At 73.6% G+C, this 12026-nt stretch carries 12 protein-coding genes; 10 read left to right on the top strand and 2 right to left on the bottom strand.

Annotated elements, in window-relative coordinates; translation table 11 throughout:
- The first annotated feature begins 9 nt into the window (after window positions 1-9).
- The 5 genes from FKM96_RS19360 (at window position 10) to pcp (ending at window position 3369) form a co-directional block, all read left to right on the top strand.
- Complete coding sequence (locus tag FKM96_RS19360) at window positions 10-915, top strand: FKBP-type peptidyl-prolyl cis-trans isomerase (RefSeq protein ID WP_147796618.1); 906 nt, start codon at window positions 10-12, stop codon at window positions 913-915.
- Between the two features lie 2 nt (window positions 916-917).
- Window positions 918-1688 (top strand): imidazole glycerol phosphate synthase subunit HisF, encoded by a 771-nt coding sequence (gene hisF, locus FKM96_RS19365; RefSeq protein ID WP_147796619.1) that lies wholly within the window; start codon window positions 918-920, stop codon window positions 1686-1688.
- A 64-nt stretch (window positions 1689-1752) separates the two neighbouring features.
- Window positions 1753-1968 (top strand): hypothetical protein, encoded by a 216-nt coding sequence (locus FKM96_RS19370; protein ID WP_147796620.1) that lies wholly within the window; start codon window positions 1753-1755, stop codon window positions 1966-1968.
- 37 nt (window positions 1969-2005) lie between these two features.
- Entirely contained in the window at window positions 2006-2635 is a 630-nt protein-coding gene (gene coaE / locus FKM96_RS19375) for a dephospho-CoA kinase (RefSeq protein WP_147796621.1), read from the top strand.
- Window positions 2632-3369: a pyroglutamyl-peptidase I gene (pcp, locus tag FKM96_RS19380; protein WP_246855088.1), complete on the top strand. Its 738-nt coding sequence runs from the start codon at window positions 2632-2634 to the stop codon at window positions 3367-3369. The genes coaE and pcp overlap by 4 nt, the downstream gene beginning before the upstream one ends.
- A 93-nt stretch (window positions 3370-3462) precedes the next feature.
- On the opposite strand, the gene FKM96_RS19385 is transcribed toward pcp, so the two are convergent.
- Window positions 3463-5121 (bottom strand): HNH endonuclease signature motif containing protein, encoded by a 1659-nt coding sequence (locus FKM96_RS19385; protein ID WP_147796622.1) that lies wholly within the window; start codon window positions 5119-5121, stop codon window positions 3463-3465.
- Between the two features lie 308 nt (window positions 5122-5429).
- Between FKM96_RS19385 and uvrB the strand changes: the two genes are divergently transcribed.
- The 4 genes from uvrB to FKM96_RS19405 all read left to right on the top strand — a co-directional run bounded on the left by uvrB (window position 5430) and on the right by FKM96_RS19405 (window position 10413).
- Complete coding sequence (gene uvrB / locus FKM96_RS19390; RefSeq protein WP_147796623.1) at window positions 5430-7535, top strand: excinuclease ABC subunit UvrB; 2106 nt, start codon at window positions 5430-5432, stop codon at window positions 7533-7535.
- A gap of 73 nt (window positions 7536-7608) precedes the next feature.
- On the top strand, window positions 7609-8055 hold the full coding sequence (locus FKM96_RS19395; RefSeq protein ID WP_147796624.1) for a VOC family protein: 447 nt from the start codon (window positions 7609-7611) through the stop codon (window positions 8053-8055).
- Window positions 8056-8312: 257 nt separating this feature from the next.
- Window positions 8313-9353 carry a TerC family protein gene (locus FKM96_RS19400; RefSeq protein ID WP_147796625.1) on the top strand — a complete coding sequence of 347 codons (1041 nt, stop codon included), beginning with the start codon at window positions 8313-8315 and terminating at the stop codon, window positions 9351-9353.
- Window positions 9354-9360: 7 nt separating this feature from the next.
- Window positions 9361-10413, top strand: a complete 1053-nt coding sequence (locus FKM96_RS19405; protein WP_147796626.1) for a TerC/Alx family metal homeostasis membrane protein — start codon at window positions 9361-9363, stop codon at window positions 10411-10413.
- Window positions 10414-10425: 12 nt separating this feature from the next.
- On the opposite strand, the gene FKM96_RS19410 is transcribed toward FKM96_RS19405, so the two are convergent.
- Entirely contained in the window at window positions 10426-10719 is a 294-nt protein-coding gene (locus FKM96_RS19410) for a YciI family protein (RefSeq protein WP_147796627.1), read from the bottom strand.
- Between the two features lie 92 nt (window positions 10720-10811).
- Between FKM96_RS19410 and FKM96_RS19415 the strand changes: the two genes are divergently transcribed.
- The gene (locus tag FKM96_RS19415) at window positions 10812-11981 is read left to right on the top strand and encodes an acyl-CoA dehydrogenase family protein (RefSeq protein WP_147796628.1); all 1170 of its coding nucleotides are present in this window, start codon (window positions 10812-10814) and stop codon (window positions 11979-11981) included.
- The last annotated feature ends 45 nt before the right edge of the window (window positions 11982-12026 follow it).

Genomic DNA, 12026 nt, shown 5'->3' on the forward strand with positions numbered 1-12026 from the left:
AGGAACGACGTGCGACGACTCGTGGCCGCCTGCGCCGCCGCGGCGATGCTGCTGCTCGCGGCCTGCTCCGCGCAGGAACCGGAACCGCCGGAGGTCGTCGTGACCGGCGACGCCGGCACCGCACCCACCGTCACCTACCGCACCCCGCTCAGCATCACCGAGCCGAGCCACGAGGTCGTCTGGCCCGGCACCGGGCCCGATCTCGTCGAGGGGCGACCCGTCCTGCTCGACTTCTGGCTCGAGGACGCCGCCGACGCCTCCCTCGTCAAGGAGTCGTACACCTCCAGCCCGACCCCGCGGCTCCTCACCGAGGAGGACCTCGGCAAGGACCTGTACGCCACCCTCTCCGGCCAGAAGGTCGGCGCGCGCCTCCTCCAGCTGAGCCCCGCCTCCGACGCCAGCGCCTCGTCCTACCCGACCGTGACCGTGCTCGACGTCCTGCCCATCCGCGCCGCCGGCGAGCCCGTCGCCCCCCGCGAGGGCATGCCCGCCGTCACCCTCGACGACGACGGTGCCCCGTCCCTCGCGCCCACCGGCACCGAGCCGCCGTCCGACCTCGTCGTCCAGCCGCTCCTGCGCGGCACCGGCGCGCAGGTCGCCGAGGGCGACGTCATCACCGTCCAGTACACCGGCTTCGTGTGGTCCACCGGCGAGGCCTTCGACTCCACCTGGACCAACGGCAGCCCCAACACCTTCCCGCTCGACGACGTCCCCGCCTGGTCCGAGGCCCTCGTCGAGCAGACCGTCGGCAGCCAGGTCATGGTCGTCGTCCCGCCGTCCTACGCCCTCGGCGCCACCCAGAGCGAGGAGCTCCAGGGGCAGACCATCGTCTTCGTCATCGACCTCCTCGCCACCCGTGCCCCCGCGGCCGACGGCGACGACACGGGCGCCACCGACGCGCCGGAAGGGGAGTGAGCGTGTCCGTCGCCCTCCGGGTCATCCCGTGCCTCGACGTCGACGCCGGCCGAGTGGTCAAGGGCGTCAACTTCGCGAACCTGCGTGACGCCGGCGACCCCGTCGAGCTCGCGCGCCGGTACGACGCCGAGGGCGCCGACGAGGTCACCTTCCTCGACGTCTCCGCGTCGTCCGGGGACCGCGAGACCACCTACGACGTCGTCCGCCGCACCGCCGAGGAGGTCTTCGTGCCCCTCACCGTCGGCGGCGGCGTCCGGTCCGCCGACGACGTCGACAAGCTCCTGCGCGCCGGCGCCGACAAGGTCGGCGTCAACACCGCGGCCATCGCCCGGCCCGAGCTCATCGCCGAGATCGCCCACCGGTTCGGCAGCCAGGTCCTCACCCTCTCCGTCGACGCCCGGCGCGTCACCGGCGACACCCGCACCGACTCCGGCTACGAGGTCACCACCCACGGCGGCCGCCGGGGGACCGGCATCGACGCCGTCGCCTGGGCAGTGCGGGCCGCCGATCTCGGCGCCGGGGAGATCCTGCTCAACTCCATGGACGCCGACGGCACCGAGGCGGGCTTCGACCTCGACATGCTGCGCGACGTCCGGCGCGAGGTGCGCATCCCGCTCATCGCCTCCGGCGGGGCGGGGGTCGTCGAGCACTTCGCCGCCGCCGCCGACGCCGGGGCCGACGCGGTGCTCGCGGCCAGCGTGTTCCACTTCGGGCAGCTCACCGTCGGCCAGGTCAAGGACCACCTGCGCGCCACGGGGCACACCGTCCGGTGACTCGCGGCTGACCCCGTCCGCCGAAGGCCTGCGGCGGGGCGGGCGGGTCTGGCAGGGTCGGGGCATGCGGAGTGCCGACGCCTCGACCAGCCGACTCCGGACCTCCCTCGTGGCCGCGGCGATCCTCGCCGCCTGCGGGGTGGTCCTCGCCGTCTTCGCCGTGCAGGACGGGCGGACCCTGTCCCTGGTCATCGCGTGCCTGCAGGTCGCCGCGGCGGGCTGGATCCTCGTGGACAACACCCGGGAGCTCCGGCGGCGTGGGGCCGCGCGCGACCGGTGAGGTGCGGTCCTGCGCCCCGGCACGGCACGATGGGGCGATGCAGCGCATCGGACTGACCGGGGGGATCGCGGCCGGCAAGTCGGTCGCGGCCGAGCGCCTCGCCGCGCGGGGCGCCGTCCTCATCGACTACGACCTGCTGTCCCGCGACGCCGTCGCGCCGGGATCCGCCGGGCTGGCGGCTGTCGCCGAGGCGTTCGGCGACGGCGTCCTCCTGTCCGACGGCACCCTCGACCGGCCCGCGCTCGGCGCGGTGGTCTTCGCCGACGCCGAAGCGCGCGAACGCCTCAACGGCATCGTGCACCCCGTCGTGCGCCGGCTCGCGGCCGAGCGGGAGGCCGCCGCCGCGACCGCCGATCCCGGCGCCGTCGTCGTGCACGACGTGCCGCTGCTCGTCGAGACGGGGCGCGCCGACGCGTTCCACCTCGTCGTCCTCGTGCACACCCCGGCCGTCCTGCGCGTCGAGCGACTCGTCCGGACCCGGGGTTTCGAGCGGGACGAGGCCGAGCGCCGCATCGCCGCCCAGGCCACGGACGACGAGCGCCTCGCCGTCGCCGACGTCGTCCTCGACGGCTCCGGCGCTCCCGAGGACCTGCAGCAGCAGGTCGACGCGCTGTGGGACCGACTCGCCGCCGAGCGCCACGACGAGCAGGAGGTGGACGCCCCGTGATCGGAGGCGCCGAGCAGACCGACGACGGGACGATGCCGGATCGCCTGGCGGGAGCGAACCGGGGCGCGGGCGGCGGGGCGGTGCCGACCGTGCTGCTCACCGGCTTCGAGCCGTTCGAGCAGCAGGAGGTCAACGCCTCCTGGGCCGCTGTGCGCGAGGTCGCGGAGTCGTGGGACCAGACCGCCGAGGGGGCAGCCCTCGTCACGGCTCTCCTGCCCGTCTCCTTCGCGCGCGCCCCGCGGCGCCTGGCGGAGCTCCTGCTCGACGTCCGGCCGGACCTCGTCGTCGCCGTCGGCGAGGCAGGCGGACGGTCGGCCGTGTCGGTGGAGCGCGTGGCCGTGAACGTCCAGGACGCCCGCATCGCCGACGAGGACGGCGCTGAGCCCGTCGACGTGCCCGTGGTCCCCGGTGGCGACGCGGCGTACTTCTCGACCCTGCCGGTCAAAGCCTGCCTGGCGGCGCTGCGCGAGGCGGGCGTCCCGGGCGAGGTCTCGAACAGCGCCGGTACGTTCGTCTGCAACACGATCGCCTACGCCCTGGCCGACCAGCTCGCTGCAGGACGCGCCCCGGGGGCGCGCGGCGGCTTCGTGCACGTGCCGAGGTTGCCCGAGCAGGTGCACGTCGGCGCGGCATCGCTGGGCGTGGAGGCGGCAGCGGAGGGGTTGCGGGCCGTGCTGCGCGCTGCGCTGCGGACGACCGAGGACGTCCGGCTGGCTGCGGGCACGCTGGCCTGATCCTGCTGGGCGGCTACGGAGGCGCCCACCGGGCGCGTCGGGGCCGCCCAGCGCCGACCATGCTGCTCGGCGCGGGTGCTGCTCGGGTCGTTCCTAGTACGGCGGCGGTGCTGGAGGATGCGGCCGTCCGGTCAGGTGGATGGTCGGTTCCTCGGTGCCGGGTCTGACGCGGAAGGCGTGGCCGGTGGGGGTGCGCCAGAGGAACTCGCCGGCGGTGGGTTGGCACACGCGCAGGATGCCGGCGGTCTTGAGCCGGTGGTGGGTGCGGCACAGCGGCCCCAGGTTGTGGGCGCACGTCGACCCGAGCGGTCGGGGCGGTGAGCCGTCGGCCGGCGGGTGGTACTCCACTGTGTGGTCGAGGTCGCACCGGGCGGCGGGCACGGGGCAGCCCGGTGCGGTGCAGTACTTGTCGCGGTGCCGGACGTGGTCGGCCAGGGCGGCCGGTGGCCGGTAGGTGGTGCGTCCGACGTCCAGGACGGTCCCGGACAGCGGGTCGGTGACGATGCGTTGCCAGGTGGATCCGAGGTCCAGGGCCATCGCGCGGGCCTGCTGGGCGTCGATCGGGCCGTACCCGGCGAGTTCGCCGGGCTCGTCGTCGGCGCCCAGGAGCGTCGACAGCGCCAGGGTGACGTGCACGACGGTCCGCGGGCCGCTCGGGCACACGTGCCCGGGGTGGGCCGGGGCGGCCGCCACCGGGGCGGCCTCCGTCGGGGCGGTCACCGTCGGTGCGCCCTCCCTCGCGTCGCCCTCCCACTCCTCACCGTTCGGCGGCGCGACCCCTGTGAGCGCGGCCACCCCCGCAGCGCCGGCCGGCGCTCCGCAGGCGTCCGGGTCCTCGTAGGCCCAGCCGCGCTGGGACGGCAGCACGGTGCCGTCAGGTGCCACGACGTGCTGGGACCGGCCCAGCAGCCGGTCGACGAGCTCGTCCGCCCGGAGCTGGTCCAGCGTCCGCGCGTCCCCGGCCTCGCGGGACCGTCGGGCGAGGGCGTCGAGCATGCCGTCGACGCGCACGGCCTCGGCCGCCGGGAGCACGGCCCACAGACCTGCCATCCCGTCCTGCAGGATCCGCGGCCGGGAGACCACCCGGCAGTCGCGAGCGGCCCGGTGCCGGTCGGCGACTCCCTCCGGGTCGACCCGGTTCAGCGCCCGGGCGACGTCGGCGCGGACCTGCTTCACCGAGCGACCCGCCACGCGCGGCAGCACCTCGGCCTCGACGGCGGCTGCGACGTGCGCGGGCTCGTCCCCGGCGCCCTGCACGATCGCGCGGGCCTTGGCCGGCTCGATCCGCCCGTCGGCCAGGGCGGCACCGGTGTCGGCCAGGGCACCGGCGTAGGAGCGGCCCTCACGGATGAGCATCTGGGCCTCGGCCGGCGGGACCAGGAGCCGCGCGGACAGGTCGGCGGCGGCGATGTCGGCGTGCACGAACGCGGTGCCCTCGGGCAGCGACCGGCACACCGCTGCCAGGCCGGGGTGCCGTAGGTCGGGGTGCCGCGCCAGCGCGGCGGCCGCGGCGGTCTCGAGAGCGTGTGCGTGCGCGGCGATCCGCCGGGCCTGGACGACGACCTCGGGCAGCTCGTAGGACGGCAGCGCGCCCAGGTCGAGGCCCTCCAGCTCGGCCAGCAGGGCCGCCCCGGCGGGCATCGCGTCCAGCCGCTCCCCGAGGCCGTCGCCCGGAACCGCGCCACCGGCGACCGCGTCGGCGTCGCCGCCGTCGAGGTCGGGTGCGTTGCGTTCCTGCACGTCATCGGCCATGTGAGCCACGCTACGACCCGCCGCCGACACGCTCCCGGAGCGCGCGCCGCCGCCTGGGGACGACGCACGACACCGAGCCTGTGGAGGACTCGGCGCCCGCTCACCGAGCGCCACCGGCCCTGCGCCACGCCCACCGGGACCGCGGTGCTCCGCCACCGGGCGCCCCGCTCACCTCGCCGCGCCCCGGCCGCGCCGCCGCCTCGACCGCCGCCTCGAGCCGCCGCCTCGAGCCGCCAAGCGGCCACGCCCTCGGCGAACCCGACCCCCTGCCCGGGGCGTGTGTCAGACCCGCGTCGTACGGTTGACGCATGCGTCCCGTGACCGACCTGCAGCGCACCGTCGCCCCGTTCGAGGTGGTGTCCGAGTACCAGCCCTCCGGTGACCAGCCGCAGGCCATCGCGGAGCTCGCCCAGCGCATCCAGGCGGGGGAGAAGGACGTCACGCTCCTCGGCGCCACGGGTACCGGCAAGTCGGCCACGACGGCCTGGCTGATCGAGAAGCTGCAGCGCCCCACGCTGGTGATGGCGCCGAACAAGACGCTGGCGGCCCAGCTGGCCAACGAGTTCCGCGAGCTGCTGCCCAACAACGCGGTCGAGTACTTCGTCTCGTACTACGACTACTACCAGCCCGAGGCGTACATCGCGCAGACGGACACGTACATCGAGAAGGACTCGTCGATCAACGACGAGGTGGAGCGCCTGCGGCACTCGGCGACGTCCTCGCTGCTGACCCGCCGCGACGTGGTCGTGGTCGCCTCGGTGTCCTGCATCTACGGCTTGGGCACCCCGCAGGAGTACGTCGACCGCATGGTGACGCTGGACGTCGGCGACCAGGTGGACCGCGACGCGCTGCTGCGCCAGTTCGTCTCGATGCAGTACTCCCGCAACGACATGGCGTTCACCCGCGGCACGTTCCGGGTGCGCGGCGACACCGTGGAGATCATCCCGGTGTACGAGGAGCTGGCGATCCGCATCGAGTTCTTCGGCGACGAGATCGAGGCGATCCAGACGCTGCACCCGCTGACGGGCGAGGTCGTCCGGAACGAGAAGCAGGTGCACGTCTTCCCGGCGACCCACTACGTCGCCGGCCCGGAGCGCATGGAGCGCGCGATCAACGGCATCGAGCACGAGCTCGAGGAGCGCCTCAAGGACCTGGAGCGCGCGAACAAGCTCCTGGAGGCCCAGCGGCTGCGCATGCGCACGACCTACGACATCGAGATGATGCGGCAGATCGGCTCGTGCTCCGGCATCGAGAACTACTCGCGGCACATCGACGGCCGCGCGCCGGGGACGGCGCCGAACACGCTGCTCGACTACTTCCCCGAGGACTTCCTGCTCGTCATCGACGAGTCGCACGTGACGGTCCCGCAGATCGGCGCGATGTTCGAGGGCGACATGTCCCGCAAGCGGAACCTCGTCGACTTCGGCTTCCGCCTGCCCAGCGCGATGGACAACCGCCCGCTCCGCTGGGAGGAGTTCGTCGAGCGCATCGGCCAGACGGTGTACCTGTCGGCCACGCCCGGCGACTACGAGCTCGCGATGTCCGACGGCGTGGTCGAGCAGATCATCCGCCCGACGGGCCTGGTCGACCCGCAGGTGGTCGTGAAGCCCACGAAGGGCCAGATCGACGACCTGCTGGAGGAGATCCGGCTCCGCGTGGAGAAGGACGAGCGCGTGCTCGTCACGACGCTCACCAAGAAGATGGCCGAGGACCTCACGGACTACTTCCTGGAGAAGGGCGTCCGGGTCCGGTACCTGCACTCCGAGGTGGACACGCTCCGCCGCGTGGAGCTGCTCCGCGAGCTCCGCATGGGCGAGTACGACGTGCTGGTCGGCATCAACCTGCTCCGCGAGGGACTCGACCTGCCCGAGGTGTCGCTGGTCGCGATCCTCGACGCGGACAAGGAGGGCTTCCTCCGGTCCGGCAAGTCGCTGATCCAGACGATCGGCCGCGCGGCCCGCAACGTCTCGGGCCAGGTCCACATGTACGCGGACAAGATCACGCCCGCGATGCAGCTCGCGCTGGACGAGACGGACCGCCGCCGCGAGAAGCAGATCGCCTACAACACCGAGCGCGGCATCGACCCGCAGCCGCTCCGCAAGAAGATCGGCGACATCACCGACCTCCTCGCGCGCGAGGACGCGGACACGGCGGAGCTGCTGGGCGGCGCGGGTCGGCAGGCCAGCCGCGGCAAGGCGCCGGTCCCGGGCCTCGGCTCGAAGGCCGGGCCGCCGACGGAGCGCACGAAGCTCGCGGGCGCGGCGGCGGGCGAGCTCGCCGGCCTCATCCAGGAGCTCACCGACCAGATGCACGTCGCGGCGGGGGAGCTCCAGTTCGAGCTCGCGGCGCGGCTGCGCGACGAGATCTCCGGGCTGAAGAAGGAGCTGCGGCAGATGCACGCCGCGACGGCCTGACCCGGCCTCCGGCGCAGGACTCCCGTGCCCACCCGGGCGCGGCGGAGCGCACCACCGAGGATCGGAGGCACGCATGGCGCTCGAGGTGCAGGTGGTGATCGACGCGCGCTCGCCCCGGGCGCTCGGCACGTTCTGGGCGTTCGCGCTCGGCTACGTCGAGGAGCCGCCACCGGCGGGCTTCGACTCGTGGGACGCGGCCCTCGACGCCTGGGGCTTCCCGCCGGAGGACCGGGACGTGGCCTACGCGGTCGTGGACCCCGCCGGCGCGGGCCCCCGGGTGTTCTTCCAGCGGGTGCCCGAGGGCAAGACGGTGAAGAACCGGGTGCACCTGGACGTGCGCTACTCGGCTGCCCAGGGCGTCGACCGCGAGGACCGCGCGGCCAAGCTCGCCGCGGCGATGGAGCACGCGGCAGCGCTCGTCCAGGTCGGCGCGACCGTGCTGCGCGAGGTCGACGACCCGCGCGAGGGCGCCTGGGTGGTCATGGCCGACCCGGAGGGCAACGAGTTCTGCGTGACCTGACCGCGCGCAGGGCGGTCCGAGGCGCGCGCCCTCATCAGGCGTGACCTGCGTCACGCCCCCGACCGGTGGCGCCGCGAGGTGCGCGTAGGACCCATGACCTATGCTGGCGCACGCAGTGGAGGGGAGTATCCCGACACGACGCCCCCGTCATCACGGTCGTCGACGACGCCGACCCGGGGCGTCGGCCCGTTCTACGGGTGGGAGAGACCTCCGGTACTCAGCCGTATCTTCAGCCGTCTGTACCGGAGGAATGCTCTATGTCCGTGGACCTGTGGGTCTGGATCGCGACCGCCGTCGCGATCGTCGGGATGATCCTGTTCGACTTCTTCGCGCACGTCCGCACGCCGCACGCGCCGTCGTTCCGCGAGGCCGCGACCTGGTCCGCGATCTACGTGGGCCTGGCGATCGTGTTCGGTGTGGGGCTCGGCTTCGTCTGGGGCTGGGACCACGGGACGGAGTACTTCGCGGGGTACGTGACCGAGAAGAGCCTCTCGGTCGACAACCTGTTCGTCTTCCTCATCATCATGACGAAGTTCGCGGTGCCCCGGGAGTTCCAGCAGAAGGTGCTGCTGGTGGGCGTCGTGATCGCGCTGGTGCTGCGCACCGTGTTCATCCTGCTCGGTGCCGCGGCGATCGAGCAGTGGTCCTGGGTGTTCTACATCTTCGGCGCGTTCCTCGTGTACACCGGCGTGAAGCTGGCCAAGGAGAAGCACGACGACGACGAGCTGGCGCACGCCGGCGAGGAGAAGGACGGCGTCGCGGTCCGCCTGCTCAAGCGCGTGTTCCCGACGGTGGACGAGTACCACGGCGACCGCCTGACCACGAAGATCGACGGCAAGCGGTTCATCACCCCGATGCTCGTCGTCATGGTCGCGATCGGCGCCACCGACGTGCTGTTCGCGCTGGACTCGATCCCGGCGATCTACGGCCTGACGCAGGAGCCGTACATCGTGTTCACGGCGAACGCGTTCGCCCTGCTCGGCCTGCGCCAGCTGTACTTCCTCATCGGCGGGCTGCTGGAGCGCCTGGTGTACCTGAACAAGGGCCTGGCGTTCATCCTGGCGTTCATCGGCCTGAAGCTCGTCTTCCACGCGATGCACGTGAACGAGCTGCCGTTCATCAACGGCGGCGAGCACATCGAGTGGGCCCCCGAGATCCCCACGTGGCTGTCGCTGCTCGTGATCCTGGGTACGCTCACCGTCGCGACCGTCGCGAGCCTGGCCAAGACCCGGCGCGACCGGGACGCCGCTCCCGCCCTGACCGACGAGCAGGAGCCCGCCGCCACCAAGGAGCACTGACCCGCGCATGGACGTCTCCCCGCTCGTCTGGGTCGTGTCCCTCGGCCTCGCCGCCGCCGTCCTCATCGTGGACGTGGCGGTGGTGGGCCGCAGGCCGCACATCCCGACGACGGCGGAGTGCCTGCGGTACCTCGGGGTGTACGTCGGGCTGGCGCTCGTGTTCGCCGTGGTCGTCGCCCTCGTGTGGGGCGGCGGCCCGGCGGGCGAGTTCGTCGCCGGCTGGCTGACGGAGTACTCGCTGTCGGTCGACAACCTGTTCGTGTTCCTGCTGATCATGAGCCGGTTCGCCGTGCCGCGGCAGTACCAGCAGACGGCCCTGCTGATCGGCATCATCCTGGCGCTGGTGTTCCGCGGGGTGTTCATCGGGATCGGCGCGGCGGCGATCGCGTCGTTCTCCTGGGTGTTCTACCTGTTCGGCGCGTTCCTGGTGTGGACGGCCGTGAAGGTCGCCCGCGAGGGCGTGGGGGAGGACGCGGACGAGGCGGCGGAGGACTACAAGGCGCCGGCGCTCGTGCGCGTGGTCCAGAGGTTCCTGCCGACGACCGACGGGTACGACGGCGTCCGGCTGACCGCGAAGGTCGACGGCCGCCGGCACGTGACGCCGATGCTGCTCGTGCTGGTGGCGATCGGGGCGACGGACCTGCTGTTCGCGTTCGACTCGATCCCCGCGGTGTTCGGCCTGACCCAGGAGCCGTACCTGGTGCTGATGGCCAACGTGTTCGCGCTGATGGGCCTGCGGCAGCTGTACTTCCTGCTCGGCGGCCTGCTGACCCGGCTGCGCTACCTCAACATCGGCCTGGGCGTGCTGCTCGGGTTCATCGGGGTGAAGCTCGTGCTCCAGGCGCTGCACGAGAACACGCTGCCGTTCGTCAACGGCGGCGAGCCGGTCGGCTGGGCGCCGGAGCTGCCGTCCTGGGTGTCGCTCGCGGTGATCGTGGTGACGCTGGGGCTGACGGCGGTGACGAGCATCGCGGCGTCGCGCCGGGACGAGCGCCGGGCCGCCGCGGCGGCACCCGCCGGGCGCACGGCGGACGCCGAGGACGCCGACCGTCGGGCCTGACCGTCCCGGCCGTCAGGCGCCGGACGGGGCCCAGGGCCCGAGGATCAGGTTCCACGCCCGGATCTCGACGTCGGCGATGACGCCGGCCCGCGCGAACGGGTCGTCGGCGAGCAGCACCTCGAGGGCGGCGCGGTCGGTGGTCTCGAAGACGAGCAGCGCCCCGGGCGCGCCGTCGGTGAACGGGCCGGACCCGCGCAGCAGGCCGCGGTCGGCGAGGCCGCGCAGGTAGGCGCGGTGCTCGGGGCGGACCTCGTCCTGCAGGTCGGCGCGCTGGTCGTACGTGTACCGGACGGCGAAGGTGGCCATGCCGCCATCCTGCCGCACCGAGCGCGGCCCCGGCGCTGCGCGGCCCGCCGACCCGGCCACCCGGCCCGGACGGCGGTGGCAGAGTGGACGGCATGACCCGCACCGCGGCACCGCGCACCCTGCTGACCGACGACCTGCTGGCCCGCGCGGCGGAGCGCGCGCCGGTGCACGACCGGGAGAACACGTTCCCGCACGCGGACCTGGACGACCTGCGCGAGGCCGGGTATCTGCGGGCGTTCGTGCCGGAGGCGCTGGGCGGCGCCGGGCTGACGCTCGAGGAGGTCGCACGGGAGCAGGTCCGGCTGGCGGGCGCGGCACCCGCGACGGCGCTGTCGGTGAACATGCACCTGGTGGTGACCGGGATGGCCGCGGTGCTGGCGGCGGGCGGCGACGACTCTCTGGAGTTCGTGCTGCGTGACGCGGCGGCGGGGGAGGTGTTCGCGTTCGGGAACTCCGAGGCCGGGAACGACCTCGTCATGTTCGCCTCGCGCACCCGTGCGGAGCGGCAGCCGGACGGCGGCTACCGGTTCCACGGGACGAAGATCTTCACCTCGCTGTCCCCGGTGTGGACGCGGCTCGCGACGTTCGGCCTGGACGAGGACCACCCGGACGGCCCCCGCCTGGTGCACGGGGTGGTGTCCCGGGCGGACGGCGGGATCGAGACGAAGGACGACTGGGACACGCTCGGCATGCGGGCGACCCAGTCCTGCACGACGGTGCTCGACGGGGCGTACGCGGCACCGGGCCGGGTGTTCCGCGCGCTGCCGCCCGGCCCGAGCGCCGACCCGTACGTCCTCGCGCTGTTCCAGGTGTTCGAGATCCTGCTGGCCGCGGTGTACACCGGCATCGGCCGGCGGGCGCTGGAGCTCGCGGTGGCGGCCGCGCACCGGCGGACGTCGATGAAGAACGACGGCCGGAGCTACGCGCAGGACCCGGACATCCGGTGGCGCGTCGCGGACGCCGCGATCGCCCAGGACGGGATCGAGCCGCAGGTGTGGGCGCTGGCCCGGGACGTCGACGAGGCGGTGGACCACGGGGCCCTGTGGTTCGCGAAGGTGGTCGGCCTCAAGGTGCGCGCCACGGAGACGGCCCGGGAGGTCGTGGACCGGGCGATCCGGGTGTCGGGCGGTGGGTCGTACTTCTCCCGGAGCGAGCTGGGCCGGCTGTACCGGGACGTCCTCGCCGGGCTGTTCCACCCGTCCGACGACGAGTCGGCGCACGGCACGGTCGCGAACGCGTGGCTGGGGCCGGTCGACCGCTGACACCCGCGGCTCGCGGGCACGACGACGCGCCGCACGCCCCGGGAC

Origin of the sequence: Cellulomonas sp. Y8 (assembly GCF_008033115.1) — a bacterium.
In the GTDB taxonomy this organism is placed as follows: Bacteria; Actinomycetota; Actinomycetes; order Actinomycetales; family Cellulomonadaceae; genus Cellulomonas.